A 15,642-nucleotide genomic window follows, 5' to 3' on the forward strand; every position below is an offset into this window, starting at 1 on the left:
TTGTAGGCCTTGAGTTCGGCGCGGGTGGGGAGCTTGCCGTGCACCAGCAGGTGGGCGATCTCCTCGAATTCGCAGGTCTCGGCGATGTCGAGGATGTCGTAGCCGCGGTAGTGCAGGTCGTTGCCGGTGCGGCCGACCGTGCAGAGCGCGGTATTGCCGGCGGCAACGCCCGACAGGGCGACGGATTTCTTCGGCTTCGGGGTGGCGAGCGGTTGCGCTTCGGACATGTGGGGTCTCCTTTGGAATGCTGTGCTGTCTGACTTGTATTGACTTGGCTTGTGATGGCGGCGGCAGCCGCGTGGCTGCCGCGTCCTTACTTGGACTTGCCCTGGGCGAACAGGGCGTCGAGCTTCTGCTCGAAGGCGTGGTAGCCGATGCTCTCATACAGTTCGGCGCGTGTCTGCATGGTATCGACCACGTTCTTCTGCGTGCCGTCGCGGCGGATCGACGTGTAGACGTTCTCGGCGGCCTTGTTCATGGCGCGGAAGGCCGACAGCGGGTACAACACCATCGACACGCCGGCGCTGCCCAGTTCGTCGGTGGTGAAGAGCGGCGTGGCGCCGAATTCAGTGATGTTGGCCAGCACCGGCACCTTCACCGCGTCGACGAACTTGCGGTACATGTCGAGGTCGGTCATGGCTTCCGGGAAGATCGCGTCGGCGCCGGCTTCCACGCAGGCCACGGCGCGTTCGATGGCCTTGTCCAGGCCTTCCACGGCGAGCGCGTCGGTGCGCGCCATGATGACGAAGTTCTCGTCGGTGCGCGCATCCACGGCCGCCTTGATGCGGTCGGCCATCTCGTCCTGCGAGACGATTTCCTTGCCTGGGCGGTGGCCGCAGCGCTTGGCGCCGACCTGGTCTTCGATATGCATCGCGCCGGCGCCGAACTTGATCAGCGACTTGGTGGTGCGCGCCACATTGAAGGCCGAGGCGCCGAAGCCGGTGTCCACGTCCACCAGCAGCGGCACGTCACACACGTCGGTGATGCGGCGGACATCGGTCAGGACATCATCCAGGTTGGAGATGCCCAGATCGGGCAGGCCCAGCGAGCCCGCGGCCACGCCGCCGCCCGACAGGTAGATCGCGCGGTAGCCGGCGCGCTTGGCCAGCAGCGCATGGTTGGCGTTGATGGTGCCAATGACCTGCAGGGGATGCTCATCGGCCAGGGCCTGGCGGAAACGGGCGCCGGCGGAGCGGGCGAGGTCGGATGTCGAGAAGGTCATGATCTTGGCTTGTGAGGTGGACGGGCTGTATAGCGCAAGGGGTGTGCCAGCGGGCCCGGCGGTCCCGCGCAAGCCGCCGGGCGGCCTCGGCTGGCGCCGGCAAGCCCTTGATTCGCCTGGGATGGCGCCGTCCATGGCATTTCGCGCCCAAGGATTGAGGCGCTATCGGCATGTCATTTCTATTTCTGAAATGAAAGATTGCATTTCAATATTGAAATGCAATCCGTCGGCGCGCACAATTCAAAGATTAGTCCGCCTGACCCATCCTCGCCCAAGTTTCCCTCAATCGCGCCGATATGAGTAACGCCCTGACCACTCCCGTCAACCTGCCTGCCGCCGGCACCGGACGCCCGCGCATCTGGGCGATCGGCATCAGCCGCCTGTCGCGCGCCTTTGCCGACCTGATCCCGGGCTACGCCGCCCAGGCGGAATTCCGCATCCTCGGCAAGGGCTACGCCGCGGCTGCCAGCGCGATTGCGCGGGAGGCGCGCGAGGGGCGGCTCGATGCCGTGGTGGCGGCTGGCTCGAACGGCGCCTACCTGCGCCAGCACGTGGACGTGCCGGTGGTGCTGGTCAAGGTGACGGGGTTCGACGTGATGAGCGCGCTCTCGACCGCGCGCCGCATTTCCCCCCGTGTGGCGCTGGTGACCCACGCCGCGACCTATCCCGAGGTGGACGAGTTCGTGCGGACCTTCTCGCTGTCGATCCCGGCCTACACCTACCTGACCGAGGACGACGCCGCGGCCCGCGTGAAGGCGCTCAAGCAGGAAGGGGTGCAGGTGGTGGTGGGGCCCGGGATGGTGACCGACCTGGCCGACCGCATCGGCCTGATCGGCGTGTTCCTCTATTCCGGCGTCTCGGTGCGCGGCGCGCTGGAGGATGCCATCGAGGCAGCCCGGCTGCGGCGCATCGAGTCCAGCCGGCGCGACTACGTCAACACCATCCTGGCGCACCTCAACGAGGGCGTGGCGGCGGTCGATGCGGAAGGGCGCATCCAGACCTACAACCCGGCCATGGAGCGCTTTCTCGGCATTGCCCCGCCGGCCGCGCTGGGCCGCAAGCTGCAGACGCTGGCGCCCGCGCTGTCGCTGGACAATGTCATGCAGAGCGGCAACAAGGAACTCGAGGCGATCCACAAGCTCGGCGACAAGATGGTGGTGGTCAACCGCATACCCATCGTCACCGACGCCGGCACCGCCGGCGCGGTTCTGACGCTGCAGGATGCCAATGCCATCCACCGGGTCGACCGCAACCTGCGTTCGCGCAGCCGCGCCCGGCCGGCGGGCGTGCGCTACAGCCTCGACGACCTCGCCGGCGCTTCGCCTGCCATGCATCACCTGCGGGAACTGGCGCGGCGCTACGCGGCAGTGGATTCCACCGTCCTGGTGGGTGGCGAAAGCGGCACCGGCAAGGAAGTGCTGGCGCAGGGCATGCACGACGCCAGCCCGCGCCGGGTCTTTCCTTTCGTGGCCGTCAATTGCGCGGCATTTCCGGAAGCCCTGCTGGAAAGTGAACTGTTCGGCTACGAGGAAGGTGCCTTCACCGGCGCGCGCCGCGGCGGCAAGGCCGGCCTGTTCGAGTCTGCCCACAATGGCACGCTGTTCCTCGATGAGGTCGGCGACATGCCGCCGGCACTGCAGACCCGGCTGCTGCGCGTACTGCAGGAAAAGCAGGTGTTGCCGATCGGCGGGCTCGACTCGGTGCCGGTCAATGTGCGGGTCATCGCCGCGACGCACCGCGACCTGGGCGCGCTGGTGCGGCAAGGCAGCTTCCGCCAGGACCTGTACTACCGCCTCAATATCCTTCGCATCGAGATGCCACCGCTGCGCGAGCGCGCCGGCGACCTGCCGGAGCTGGCCGAACTGCTGTACCGGCGCGCCCAGGAGCGTCTGGGCCATGCGCAGCCCCAGCCTCTGCCACAGGCGGTACGGGAAAGGCTGTCGGGCTACGGCTGGCCGGGCAATATCCGCGAGYTGGAGAACGTGACCGAGCGCATTGCGGTGCTGGTGGTGGGCCGCAGGCTGGCGCCACGCGACTTGCTGGCCGAATTGCAGGCCGCCGCGCCGGAATTGTTCGGTGCGGCGCCCGAGGCCGGGCCGCCGCCGCAGGGCGAAAGCGCGCCGGTGGCCTGGGGTAGCGCCAAAGATGGGGAGAATGGCCAGTCCCTGGCGGGCGTGGCGCGCGCCAGCCAGGCCGAGCATATCCGGCGCGTGCTGGCGCAGTGCGGCGGCAACCGTGCCGCGGCGTGCCATGCCCTGGGGATCAGCGCCACCACTTTGTGGCGGCGCCTGAAGGACGACGGAAAGTAGGCCGGTGGCCGCTTGAGGGGCGCGCCGCGGCTAGGCGGCGTTCAGCCAGCGAAGCTGGATGTCGCCTTCGAGGAAATCCTGTCGTGTGGCGTGGAAGTCACGAACATATTCGCTGTTGAGGTGGGATTCCAGCGCGTGCCGGGAATTCCACTCCATATAGAGCACGAACACTTCGGTGTCCTCGGCGTCCTCGCCCACGTGGTATCGCAGGCATCCCGGCTCCATGGCACCGCGCGTGCGCAGTGCGTCGAGCTTGGCGCCCAGGACCTCACGGTGCTGGGACTTGGCGCGAGCGATACCGACGAGCGTGTACGTTCTGGGCATGGTGTGACGGGCGAAGCGGGTAGCGGCGTATTGTAGCTTTGCGCGTGCTGCCCGGACGGAAAGCCTGAGGGGCGGGGCCGGATATTTCCCCGGTGGTTGACAGAGGGTGCGGTTGTGGTTCTGGCGATCCGGCAACCGCGCGCCCGCTCTGCGCGCGAACCTGGAATGGAGACGGGCCTTCGGAGGCACACGGTTCCGGGGCGGTGAAGCCACGGTCGCCCGAGCGGCGAGGCCACGCGTCCCGAGCGGCATATTCCGCCCTGAACCGCCCTGAACCGCCCTAAAGTTCTCCCGCGTTCCGCCGTTAAGCTGCCACGCCCCATTCACTCTGCACCCGGAGAGCTGGCATGCTGAAACGCATCAAGACCAAACAGCTTCAAGTCGGCATGTTCGTGGCCAGGGTGGGCGGGCCATGGATCGAGCACCCGTTCTGGCGTTCGCGCTTCCCGGTGACCAGCCAGGAACAGATCGACCAGATGGTCGCCTCGACGGTCGAGGAGGTGTGGATCGACCTGCTCAAGGGCAAGGGCATCGCGCCGCCGGCGCCGCCGGTGCCGCAGGCGGCGACCGGTTCGCTGACCGTGAATCCCGTGGCCGACGAGCCGCAGGGCGCGGTGCCCCATTCGGGCGTGCCGCTGGAGGTGGAGCTGGGGCTGGCGCGTGACGTGATGCGCAACGGCAAGGCGGTGGTCGGGTCGATGTTTACCGACGCGCGCATGGGCCGCGCGCTGGAGGTCGAAGGTGCCTTGCTGCTGGTCGACTCGGTCTCCAACTCGCTGACCCGCCATTCGCAGGCGCTGATCGCACTGGCACGCCTGAAGGTGCGCGACGACTACACCTACCTGCATTCCTTCGCGGTCTGCGTCCTGATGATCGCGCTCGGGCGCACGCTCGGGCTGGACAACGGCACCGTGCAGCAACTCGGCCTGGCGGGGCTGGTGCACGATATCGGCAAGGTCGCGATTCCGGCCAAGGTCCTGCACCGGAACGGCCCGCTGAGCGCGGCCGAGATGGAGGTGGTGCAGCGCCATCCCTCCGTCGGCTATCGCATCCTCAACGAGGCCAGGCTCTACAGCAATATCCCGCTCGACGTCTGCATCCACCATCACGAGCGGATCGACGGGCGCGGCTATCCCTTCGGCCTGCGCGCCAGCGAGATCAGCGTGCATGCCAAGATCGCCGGGGTATGCGACACCTATGACTCGCTGACCTCGGACCGGCCCGGCCACGAGGCGTGGTCACCGGCGCGGGCGCTGGAGTACATGGCAGTGCGGGTGGACACCTTGTTCGACCGCACCGTGTTCCAGGCTTTCACGCGCTCGATCGGCATCTACCCGCTGGGCACCGTGCTGCGCCTGCGCTCCGGGCGGCTGGCGGTGGTGTTCGCGCAGCACGACAACGAGCCGCTGCGCCCGCGCGTGAAGGTCTTCTACTCGGTCACCGACGCCGCGCACCTCGCGCCGCAGACGCTGGACCTGCGCGAGACGGAGGACGCCATCGTCGGCTTCGAGGACCCTGCCCGGTGGGGCCTGCGCGACGAGCAGCTGCTGGAGCTCTGCGCGGCGGCCTGAGCAGCGGTCCGAGCGGCGCCGCCATGGCCGCGGGCCGTCAGCCCGCCCAGGCCATCTCCAGGATCCGCGCGGCATCGCCGCCCGCGCTGATGCCCATCACCGCGCCCCATTCGGGATCGAAGCGGCTGTCGAGGAAGGCGCGCGCGCAGGCCGCGTCGGCGTGCTCGAGCATCAGGCAGGCCTGCGCGGCCAGCACCAGGCGCGTGGTGGTGCGCCGCGCCTCCGCCTGCTGCGCCTGCTCCGGCAGGCGCAGTGCCTCGCGCAGGCCGGCCACGCAGGCCAGGATGCGGGGCTCGCCGGCACCCACGGCCTCCAGGCGCGCCAGCACGCGCAGATAGTCGTCGGGATTGCGGCCGATGGCGCGCAGGACGTCAAGGCACATCACGTTGCCCGAGCCTTCCCAGATCGAATTGACCGGCGCGTCGCGGAACAGCCGGCCCATCGGGCCGTCCTCCACGTAGCCGTTGCCGCCGAAGACCTCCATCGCTTCGCCGGTAACCTCCACCGCGCGCTTGCAGATCCAGAACTTGGCGGCGGGCGTGAGGATGCGGCGCCAGGCCAGCCGGTCGGCGTCGTCGGTGGCCTCGAACGCGGTGGCCAGGTCCATTGCGAGCAGCATCGCGGCTTCGGCTTCGAGCGCCATGTCGGCCAGCACGCGCGCCATCAGCGGCTGGCGCACCAGCGGCTTGCCGAACGCGCTGCGGTGCCGCGCGTAGTGCAGCGACTGCACCAGCGCCTGGCGCAGGAAGCCCGCGCTCGACAGCGCGCAGTTCAGCCGGCTGTAGGTGGCCATCTCCAGGATGGTCGGGATGCCGCGGCCTTCGTCGCCCACCATCACGCCCCAGGCGTCGCGGAACTCCACCTCGCTGCTCGAATTGGAGCGGTTGCCGACCTTGTCCTTGAGACGCTGGATCTCGATGGCGTTCTTGCTGCCGTCCGGAAGCCAGCGCGGCACGAAGAAGCACGACGAGCCGGCCTCGGTGTTGGCCAGCACCAGGTGCGCATCCGACATCGGCGACGAGAAAAACCACTTGTGGCCGGTGATGCGGTATTCGGCGCCGCGGCCCTCGCCGCGCACCGCGATCGCGCGCGTGGTGTTGGCACGCACGTCGGAGCCGCCTTGCTTCTCGGTCATTCCCATGCCCACGTTGATCGATGGCTTGTGCGCGATCGGCACGTCGCGCGGGTCGTAGGCCTGGGTCAGCAGCTTGTCCCCGAGCTCGGCGAACAGGCCCGGCTCCTTGCGCAGCACGGGGATGCAGGCCTGTGTCATGTTGGTGGGGCAGAGCGAGCCGGATTCGATCTGGCTGTGCATGTAGAGCGCCGCGCCATACGACGTCCATGCCGACGGACGCGCGTCGGCGAAGGGCAGGTTGGCCAGGCCGCTGGCGCGCGCGATGGCCATCATGGCGTGCCACGCGGGGTGGAAACGCACCTGGTCGATCCGCTCGCCGGCGCGCGAATGCGTGTGCAGCTCGGGATGGTGGCGGTTGGCGTCCTCGGCATGGCGCAGGGTTTCCTGCGCGCCGAGCAGCGCGCCCTGGCGCGCAAGCTCGGCGCCGCTCCAGCCGGCGCCGGCGCGTTCCACGGCGCGGCGGATGCCGGCGTCGCTGGTGTACAGGTTGTAGTCCTTGAGCTCCGGCACCTGGTTGGTGATGGTGTGGGTGGTCCAGTTCATCGTGGCGTCTCCTTGCTGTCTCGCGTTGCGCGGCCAGGCATGCCGGCGCGCCGGGCTACGTTGGAAAGGCCATTCTAGATACAATGCCCAGCCAGCATGTTCGGCTTTCGGAGCAGCATGAACCCGCAGCGCAAAGACCCGGCGAAGCCCCGCCGCAGGCCGGTGCAGTCACGCTCATGGCAGACCTCGCTGGCCATCCAGGAAGCCTTTGTTCGGCTTTTGGCGGCGCACGACTACGCGCAGGTGACCATCCGCGCCATCGTCGACCTGGCTGGCGTGGGCCTGGGCACGTTCTACGAATACTTCGGCAGCAAGGAGGAACTGGCGCAGGTCTGCCTGCACCTGCGCGCCAAGCGCATCGTGCTGGCCATGGACGCCTGCCTGGCGCAGCGCCGCGGCGAACCGATGGCAGCCCTGGTGGATGCGCTGATTGCCGTCAACGTGGCGCATCACCGCGAGACGCCCGAGCGCTGGGGGCCGATCTACCTGCTGGAGCGGCATCATTCGGGGCGCGCGGCGTACCGGAAGATGTACCGGCGCTTCGTTGCGCTGTGGAGCAGGGCGCTGCTGGGCGCGGCCGACGCGCCGCCGGCGGCGGTGGTCGAGGAAGCCTCGGTGACGCTGCAGGCCATCGTCTACGGCCTTATCGCGCATGCATGCATCGAGGAAGGGGAGGAAATCGATTTCCCGCGGCTGACGCGGCGCCTGCGCGGCGCGGCGCAGGGGTACCTGGCTACCTTGGGCGAGGCGCCGTTCGAACCGGACGAAGCCGGCCCGGTGCGCCGAGGCCATTCGCAATGACGGCGGCTGTCACGCCCTTCGCGCCGCGCCCCTTCCGCGCACGGGAGAGGGAAGCCGGCCACGGCAGGTCCAACGGCAACCCGTCGCCTAAATGAAAACCGGTGCCATCGGCACCGGTTTCCCTGCTGCATCGAGGCCGGATCCGCTTACTGGATCTTCGCCTTTTCCTTCAGCGCCTTCATCATGGCCTGGAACTGCTCGCGCTGCCAGTTCTGGTCGCCCATCAGCATCTGCGTGAGCTGCGGCTTGACTTCCTCGAACGTGGGGACCTTGGCGTCGCGCACGTCGTCGAGCTGGATGATGTGCCAGCCAAACTGGGTCTTGACCGGGGTGTCGGTCATCTGGCCCTTCTTCAGCGCGGTCATCGCGGCCGAGAATTCCGGCACGTAGCTGCTGCTGTTGGCCCAGTCGAGATCGCCGCCATTGGCCGCGGAGCCCGGGTCCTTGGACGAGGCCTTGGCCAGGTCTTCGAACTTGGCGCCGGCCTTGATCTTGGCGATGATGGCGCGCGCGTCGGCTTCCTTTTCCACCAGGATGTGGCGGGCGTGGTATTCCTTGCCGCTGCCGAACTGGGACTTGATCTTGTCGTACTGCTTGCGCAGCTCTTCGTCGCTGGCGCCGTGGGTCTTGACGTAGTCCTCGAACACCGCGCCGGCCAGCACGTTCAGCTTGGCCTGCTCCAGTTGTTCCTGCAGGTCGTCGCGCTGGGTCAGGCCGCGCTTGTTGGCTTCCTGCAGCAGCAGCTCACGGTCGATCAGCATGTTGCGGGCGCGGTCGCGCAACTCGGCATTGGGCGGCTGGCCGGTGCCGGCGATGAGCTTGTCCAGCTTCGCCGAGGGGATCGCCTTGCCATTCACGACGGCGGCGTTCTGGGCCAGGGCGGGCAAGCTGCCAGCGGCAAGCACAGCCGCCAGGCTGAACGAGAGGACGGTGGTCTTCATGGAATCAGGTCTGAGAGTTGCTCGAGGAATCGCGGGACGATTCGCGGGATTCAAGTTCTTGTTCGGTCAGCGCGGTGACAGCCAGCGCGTGAATTTGCGTGGGGAACAGTTCGCGCAGCGCATCATACACCATGCGGTGACGCGCTACGCGTGTGCTGCCGGCAAACCGGGAGCTGACGATGGTCACATGGTAGTGACCGCCGCCGGATGCGGCGCCGGCGTGGCCGGCATGCAGCGCGCTGTCGTCGCGCACGGCGACGCTGGTGGGGGAAAGGGCTGCGCGCAGCAGCGCCTCGATATGTGCGGGATCGGCGGCCATCTTGGGGTCTCTGTGGTGGGATCGGCCCCGGCGCAGGGCCGGAGGATGGAGCCCGGCGGGCGCACTGCGCTTGCAGCGCACCCGCGGTGTAGTCGGTGAATCCGGTGAGCCCGGCGCCTTATTCGGAGGGGGTTTCCTGCATGTGGCGCGACAGCCAGACGCTTTGCGCCAGGATGAACACCAGCATCAGGCCCATGCTGCCGAACAGCTTGAAGTTGACCCAGGCGTCGGTGGAGAACTGGTAGGCCACATAGAGGTTGACCACGCCCATCACGGCGAAGAAAGCGGCCCAGGCGGCGTTGAGCTTGCCCCAGGCGTTGTCCGGCATGCTGACCTGCTTGCCCAGCATGGCGCGGATCAGGTTCTTGCGCCACAGCAGCGCCGACAACGTCAGCGTGGCGGCGAAGAGCCAGTACAGCACGGTGGGCTTCCACTTGATGAAAGTCTCGTTGTGCAGCAGCAGCGTGGCGCCGCCGAACACCGAGATGATCGCCAGGCTGATCCATTGCATCGGCTCGACCTTGCGGTGGCGCAGCCAGACCCAGCCGATCTGCACCACCGTGGCGACGATGGCCACCCCGGTGGCGGTATAGATGCCCGCGAACTTGAAGGCGACGAAGAACAGGATGACCGGAAACAGGTCGAACAGGAATTTCATGCGGACAGGATAGATCGACGCAAAGGTCGGGGCTGGGTTGGCGGCGAACCGCCGCGCGGGCGGTTCGGCCTTAGCGCGGCGTGTCGGGCGATGTCGGCGCGGCGTCACCCGCCTCGAAATCGGCAGGGTCGCGCTCGTCGAATTTTAGCGCAGCCGAGTTGATGCAGTAGCGCAAACCGGTGGGCGCGGGGCCATCTTCGAAGACATGGCCCAGATGGCTGCCGCATTCCTTGCAGCGGACCTCCACGCGCAGCATGCCATGCGAGCGGTCGGTGTGCTCGTCGATCACCTCGCCGTTGATCGGACGGAAGTAGCTGGGCCAGCCACAGCCGGCGTCGAACTTGGTGCTGGCCTCGAACAGCGGCGTGCCGCAGCCGATGCAGCGGTAGGTGCCGCGGTCCCAGTGGTCCCAGTAGCGGCCGGTGAAGGGCCGCTCGGTGGCCGCTTCGCGGGCGACGCGGTATTCGATGTCGGAGAGTTGCGCGCGCCACTCGGCGTCGGTTTTCTGCGTGGTCATGCTCGGCTTCCTTTCTGGTTGGCCGGGTGGCGCGAGAGGCTGCATTGCCTGGCGTGCGCCGCCCGGAGCATTGGGTCTACTTGGTCGTTTCCGGCACGCGATCCTTACAGTCGTGCCTGCGGGCGGGGTGATCGCGGCGCGCCGCGTACCTGCCTGCCGGGGGGGCTCACGACGAACAGCTCACTTCCAGTCCCGCGGCCCAGTCCGGCGGCAGCGCGGCGTAGCCTTCGGCCTCCGGCTGCTCGTCAAAGGGTCGCGAGAGCACGTCCAGCAGGCGGTCCACCTCGGTGAAATCCTTCTCCCGCGCGCGCTGGATGGCGGTTTCCGCCAGGTGGTTGCGCAGCACGTACTTCGGGTTCACCGCCAGCATGCCCGCGGCGCGCGCCGCATCGTCGGACTGTTCGGCGCGCAGCCGGGCGCGGTACGTGCCGGCCCAGGCATCCCATGCCGCGCGGTCCAGGAACAGGTCGCGTACCGGTGCATCGCGGCTGCCGTCCGCAGACGATATGCGGGCGAGGTTGCGCCAGAACAAGGTGTAGTCCACGCGTTGCGCATGCAGCAGCTGGAACAGCTCGCTCAGCAGCGGCTCGTCCTCCTCGTCGCGCCCGCCCGTGGGCCGCAGGCCGAGCTTGTCGCGGTAGCGCTGGAAGAAGGCGGTGGCATAGCGCTCACGGAAGGGATCGAGCGCGGCGCGCGCGGCTTCGACCGCGGCCTCGCTCGCTGCCTTGCCTTCTTCGCCCTTGCCGTCGCCCTCGCGCCACAGCGGCAGCAGCGCCTGGGCCAGGCAATGCAGGTTCCAGAACGCCACCTGCGGCTGCTGGCTGTAGGCGTAGCGGCCCTGCGTGTCCGTGTGGTTGCAGATATGGTTGGCGTCGAAGGCGTCGAGGAAGCCGAAGGGGCCGTAGTCGATGGTCAGGCCGAGGATCGACATATTGTCGGTATTCATCACGCCGTGGCAGAAGCCGACCGCCTGCCATTGCGCCATCAGCTCGGCGGTGCGCAGCGACACCTCGCGCAGCAGCGCCTGGTAGGGCTGCTTGTCCTCGCGGCATTCGGGCATGAATCGGTCGATGACGAAATCCGCCAGCTGGCGCAGCGCGCTGGTGTCCTCGCGCGCAGCGAAATGCTCGAAATGGCCAAAACGGACAAAGGTTGGCGCCAGGCGTGTCACTACGGCTGAGGTCTCCATGGTTTCGCGCCGTACCGGGGCGTCCGAGCCGACGATGCACATGGCGCGCGTGGTCGGAATGCCGAGCGCGGCCATGGCCTCGGAGCACAGGTATTCGCGGATGGACGAGCGCAGCACCGCGCGGCCGTCGGCCATGCGCGAATACGGCGTCATGCCGGCGCCCTTGAGCTGGATTTCCATCGGGCCGGTGGCGGTGCGCGCCTCGGCCAGGCGGATCGCCCGGCCGTCGCCGAGCTGGCCGGCCCAGACCCCGAACTGGTGCCCCGAATAGACGCTGGCGAGGGGATCGGCCCAGTCCGGGACCTGATTTCCCGCAAAAGTTTCGATGAAGTTACGCTGCGTTGCGGCATGCGCGTCCCAGCCCAGCAGCGCCGCCGAGGACGGCGATACGCTTACCAGGTAAGGCGAGGGCAGCGGCGTGGGCGCGAGCCGGGTGAAGAAGCGCGGGCCCAGCTCCGCGAAGCCCGTCGCCGTCGTGAATGGCACCTGCGGGACGGCCGCGTCGGCTGGCGCGGCGCTGGTTCCGTCCGGCATCGTTTCGGACAGGGAGGGGGGGGCGGCGTTTGGCTCGGGAGAGTTCACGGGGGCTTCGTTGTGAGTGGCTGGGCGGTGCAGCGCCGGCTGGCCGAATTTCCCGCAAGTGCGCTTGCAGGCTAGGGAAAACGACATGTTGAGGTGCAACATGGCAGGCGTTATTGTACTTCCACGCCGTCATCTCCATCTGTGACTGCCGTTGCCGCCGCATTATTTCCGCATGTCCCTCGATCAGCCCTGCCGTGCATGCACCGACACAGGGCGCGAGCGCGGCTTGCCAGCGTTCCGGGTACGGCGGCGCACAACGGAATTCCGTTGACGTTTCATCAAAGGATGGGAACAATCGGCCAAAAAATAGAACGGTTGTTCGTTTTTTGGCGGATCTAAAAAACCACAGGAGACTATTCCATGGCATTGATGGGTCAAATGATGAGCGAGCCCCTGCTCATTTCCTCCATCATCAAGCACGCCGCACGCCACTACGGCAGCACGGAAATCGTCTCGCGACGGACCGAAGGCGACCTGCACCGCTACACCTACCGCGACTGCGAGCTGCGCGCCCGCAAGCTGGCCCAGGCCATCGCCGCGCTCGGCGTGCGCCAGGGCGAGCGGGTCGGCACACTGGCCTGGAATGGCTACCGCCACCTCGAAATCTACTACGCCGTGTCCGGCTCGGGCGCGGTATGCCATACCGTCAATCCACGCCTGTTCCCGGAGCAGGTGGCCTATATCATCAACCACGCCGAAGACCAGTACGTGTTCTTCGACGCCACCTTCCTGCCGCTGGTGGAAGGCGTGGCGGCCCATTGCCCCGGTGTGAAGGGCTGGGTGATGATGAGCGACCGCTCGCACATGCCGGCCAACCCCAAGGTGCCGCTGCTGTGCTACGAAGACCTGATCGACGCGCAAGACGGCAACTACACCTGGCCGCAGTTCGACGAGAACACCGCGTCGAGCCTTTGCTACACCTCCGGCACCACGGGCAACCCCAAGGGCGCGCTGTACTCGCATCGCTCCACCGTGCTGCATTCGTACGCGTCGGCGCTGCCTGACGCGCTGGGCTGCTCCGCGCAGGATGTGATCCTGCCGGTCGTGCCGATGTTCCACGTCAATGCCTGGGGCCTGCCGTACTCGGTGCCGCTGGTCGGCGCCAAGCTGGTCTTCCCGGGGGCCAAGCTGGACGGCGCGTCGCTATATGAGCTGTTCGAGCAGGAGAAGGTGACCTTCTCCGCCGGCGTGCCCACCGTGTGGCTCGGCCTGCTGCAGTATGTGCAGGGCAACCAGCTCAAGTTCTCCACCTTCCACCGCACCGTGATCGGCGGCTCGGCCGCGCCGCCGGCCATGATCCGCGCGCTCAAGGCACTGGGCGTGGAAACCATCCACGCCTGGGGCATGACCGAGATGTCGCCGCTGGGCACCTCGTGCAAGCTGCTGGCCCGCCACAACGACCTGCCCGAAGAAGAGCAGCAGAAGATCCAGGAAAAGCAGGGCCGCGTGATCTACGGCGTGGACATGAAGATCGTCGACGGCGATGGCAACGAACTGCCGTGGGACGGCAAGGCCTTCGGCGACCTGCATGTGCGCGGCCCGTGGGTGATCGAGCACTATTACCGCAACGACGCTTCGCCGCTGGTCGATGGCTGGTTCCCCACCGGCGACGTGGCCACCATCGACGCCGATGGCTACATGCAGATCACCGACCGCAGCAAGGACGTGATCAAGTCCGGCGGCGAGTGGATCTCCTCCATCGACATCGAGAACGTGGCCTCGGCCCACCCCGCGGTCCATATGGCGGCCTGCATCTCCTGCTACCACCCGAAGTGGGACGAACGCCCGCTGCTGGTGGTGGTCAAGCGGCCCGGCACCGAGGTGACGCGCGAAGAGCTGCTRGCGTTCTTCGAAGGCAAGGTCGCCAAATGGTGGATCCCCGACGACGTCGCCTTCGTCACCGAGATTCCGCTCACGGCCACCGGCAAGATGCAAAAGCTCAGGTTGCGCGAGCAGTTCAAGGACTACCGACTGCCGTCGGCCTGATTCCAAGGCGGCCACAGAGCCGCCGATGCTTGCCGGCCCATGCGGCCGGCGCCCGCAGGACAGGTCCGCGCCGCGCCGAGGTTTCGGCAGAGGGCGCTGCGCGAACCGGGATCAACGAAAGCCAACAAAAAAACCGAAGGAGACAAGCATGATCAGATTGCGTCCGCTCGTGGCCGCCACGGCACTGTTTGCGGCAATGGGTTCCGGGGTCGCGGCTGCTGAAACGGTAAAGATCGCCTTTATCGATCCGTTGTCCGGGCTGATGGCGCCGGTCGGCCAGAACCAGCTCAAGAGCTGGCAGTTCGTCGCCGACATCGCCAACCAGAAGGACTGGGGCGGCGGCAACAAGTTCGAGGTGGTCGGTTTCGACAACAAGCTGTCACCGCAGGAAAGCCTGACCATCCTCAAGCAGGCCGTGGACCAGGGCATCCGCTATATCGTGCAGGGCAACGGCTCCTCGGTTGGCCTGGCGCTGGAAGACGCGGTGGCCAAGCACAACGAGCGCAATCCGGGCAAGGAAATCGTCTACCTGAACTACGCCGCGGTAGACCCGGACATGACCAACAGCAAGTGCAATTACTGGCATTTCCGGCTCGACGCCAACTCCGACATGAAGATGGAGGCGCTGACCACCTTCCTGGCCAAGGATGCCAACGTCAAGAAGGTCTACCTGATCAACCAGAACTATTCGTTCGGGCATCAGGTGACGCGCGCCGCCAAGGATTACCTCAAGCGCAAGCGTCCTGACATCCAGATCGTCGGCGAAGACCTGCACCCGCTGGCCCAGGTCAAGGACTTCGCGCCCTACGCGGCGAAGATCAAGGCCTCCGGCGCCGACACCGTGATCACCGGCAACTGGGGCAGCGACCTGGCCCTGCTGATCAAGGCGGGCAAGGATGCCGGCCTGACCACCAACTACTACACCTACTACGGTGCCACCACCGGCGTGCCGACCGCCATGGGCGCGTCCGGCGCCGAGCATGTCAAGTACGTGGGTTACTACAACGCCAACAACAAGGGCTTCAAGGGTTCCGAGGTCATCGAAGGCTTCAAGAAGAAGTACAACGATGACTTCTACGTGATGGCCGCGTACACCGGCGTCGCCATGCTGGGCAAGGCGTTCAAGGAAGCCAAGTCGACCGATCCGGTCAAGGTGGCCAAGGTGCTCGAGGGCATGAAGGTCGACAGCATGAACGGCATCGTGGAAATGCGTGGCTCCGACCACCAGGTCCAGCAGTCGCTGGTGGTGGCCACCTGGACCAAGGTCGACGGCAAGGAAGTCAAGTACGACCAGGAAAACACCGGCTATGGCTGGAAGACCAATGCGCTGATGGACGAGTACGTGGCGGCGCAGCCGACTTCCTGCCAGATGAAGCGCCCGAGCTAAGCCTGCGTCCGGCGGAGGCGCGGCGGATCCCGGCGCGCCATCCGATCCTGCATACGCCGGCCGGCCCGGGTGGCAGCGGTCGCGCCGGGCGGGCTGTGTTCACCCCTGGAGCAGTCTTTTGTGACCGGCCGACCGCCGGCGGCCGCCCGGCTGGCCGG

Annotated in this window: 14 protein-coding genes; 5 read left to right on the forward strand and 9 right to left on the reverse strand. The window is 67.1% G+C overall.

Features of this window, described 5'->3' with window-relative positions; all coding sequences use genetic code 11:
• A partial coding sequence (locus AB4Z48_RS15640) for a citrate/2-methylcitrate synthase (RefSeq protein ID WP_441615444.1) occupies nt 1-227 on the reverse strand: 227 nt, incomplete at its 3' end.
• A gap of 86 nt (nt 228-313) precedes the next feature.
• Nucleotides 314-1,222, reverse strand: coding sequence for a methylisocitrate lyase (gene prpB / locus AB4Z48_RS15645; protein WP_441615446.1), 909 nt, complete (start codon nt 1,220-1,222; stop codon nt 314-316).
• A 296-nt stretch (nt 1,223-1,518) separates the two neighbouring features.
• Here prpB and prpR point away from each other — a divergent pair, with 296 nt between their 5' ends.
• On the forward strand, nt 1,519-3,531 hold the full coding sequence (prpR, locus tag AB4Z48_RS15650) for a propionate catabolism operon regulatory protein PrpR (RefSeq protein ID WP_441615448.1): 2,013 nt from the start codon (nt 1,519-1,521) through the stop codon (nt 3,529-3,531).
• Nucleotides 3,532-3,561: 30 nt separating this feature from the next.
• Here prpR and AB4Z48_RS15655 read toward each other — a convergent pair whose 3' ends face one another.
• Entirely contained in the window at nt 3,562-3,855 is a 294-nt protein-coding gene (locus AB4Z48_RS15655) for a putative quinol monooxygenase (protein WP_441615450.1), read from the reverse strand.
• A gap of 347 nt (nt 3,856-4,202) precedes the next feature.
• On the opposite strand from AB4Z48_RS15655, the gene AB4Z48_RS15660 reads away from it, so the two are divergent.
• Entirely contained in the window at nt 4,203-5,426 is a 1,224-nt protein-coding gene (locus AB4Z48_RS15660; RefSeq protein WP_441615452.1) for an HD-GYP domain-containing protein, read from the forward strand.
• Nucleotides 5,427-5,463: 37 nt separating this feature from the next.
• Here AB4Z48_RS15660 and AB4Z48_RS15665 read toward each other — a convergent pair whose 3' ends face one another.
• Complete coding sequence (locus AB4Z48_RS15665) at nt 5,464-7,104, reverse strand: isovaleryl-CoA dehydrogenase (RefSeq protein ID WP_441615454.1); 1,641 nt, start codon at nt 7,102-7,104, stop codon at nt 5,464-5,466.
• A gap of 117 nt (nt 7,105-7,221) precedes the next feature.
• On the opposite strand from AB4Z48_RS15665, the gene AB4Z48_RS15670 reads away from it, so the two are divergent.
• Entirely contained in the window at nt 7,222-7,905 is a 684-nt protein-coding gene (locus AB4Z48_RS15670) for a TetR/AcrR family transcriptional regulator (protein ID WP_441615455.1), read from the forward strand.
• Nucleotides 7,906-8,051: 146 nt separating this feature from the next.
• Here AB4Z48_RS15670 and AB4Z48_RS15675 read toward each other — a convergent pair whose 3' ends face one another.
• The 5 genes from AB4Z48_RS15675 to AB4Z48_RS15695 all read right to left on the reverse strand — a co-directional run bounded on the left by AB4Z48_RS15675 (nt 8,052) and on the right by AB4Z48_RS15695 (nt 12,063).
• The gene (locus AB4Z48_RS15675) at nt 8,052-8,846 is read right to left on the reverse strand and encodes a peptidylprolyl isomerase (protein ID WP_441615457.1); all 795 of its coding nucleotides are present in this window, start codon (nt 8,844-8,846) and stop codon (nt 8,052-8,054) included.
• Nucleotides 8,847-8,850: 4 nt separating this feature from the next.
• The gene (locus tag AB4Z48_RS15680) at nt 8,851-9,165 is read right to left on the reverse strand and encodes a BolA family protein (protein WP_441615459.1); all 315 of its coding nucleotides are present in this window, start codon (nt 9,163-9,165) and stop codon (nt 8,851-8,853) included.
• A 118-nt stretch (nt 9,166-9,283) separates the two neighbouring features.
• Complete coding sequence (locus tag AB4Z48_RS15685) at nt 9,284-9,823, reverse strand: septation protein A (protein ID WP_441615460.1); 540 nt, start codon at nt 9,821-9,823, stop codon at nt 9,284-9,286.
• Nucleotides 9,824-9,893: 70 nt separating this feature from the next.
• Complete coding sequence (msrB, locus tag AB4Z48_RS15690; RefSeq protein WP_441615462.1) at nt 9,894-10,340, reverse strand: peptide-methionine (R)-S-oxide reductase MsrB; 447 nt, start codon at nt 10,338-10,340, stop codon at nt 9,894-9,896.
• Nucleotides 10,341-10,506: 166 nt separating this feature from the next.
• Nucleotides 10,507-12,063, reverse strand: coding sequence for a protein adenylyltransferase SelO (locus AB4Z48_RS15695; protein ID WP_441615464.1), 1,557 nt, complete (start codon nt 12,061-12,063; stop codon nt 10,507-10,509).
• A 408-nt stretch (nt 12,064-12,471) separates the two neighbouring features.
• Here AB4Z48_RS15695 and AB4Z48_RS15700 point away from each other — a divergent pair, with 408 nt between their 5' ends.
• Both AB4Z48_RS15700 and AB4Z48_RS15705 read left to right on the forward strand, forming a co-directional pair.
• The gene (locus tag AB4Z48_RS15700; RefSeq protein ID WP_441615466.1) at nt 12,472-14,097 is read left to right on the forward strand and encodes a 3-(methylthio)propionyl-CoA ligase; all 1,626 of its coding nucleotides are present in this window, start codon (nt 12,472-12,474) and stop codon (nt 14,095-14,097) included.
• A gap of 148 nt (nt 14,098-14,245) precedes the next feature.
• Nucleotides 14,246-15,484 carry a branched-chain amino acid ABC transporter substrate-binding protein gene (locus AB4Z48_RS15705; RefSeq protein ID WP_441615468.1) on the forward strand — a complete coding sequence of 413 codons (1,239 nt, stop codon included), beginning with the start codon at nt 14,246-14,248 and terminating at the stop codon, nt 15,482-15,484.
• The last annotated feature ends 158 nt before the right edge of the window (nt 15,485-15,642 follow it).

Origin of the sequence: Cupriavidus sp. 2TAF22 (genome assembly GCF_052115045.1) — a bacterium.
Lineage (GTDB): Bacteria > Pseudomonadota > Gammaproteobacteria > Burkholderiales > Burkholderiaceae > Cupriavidus.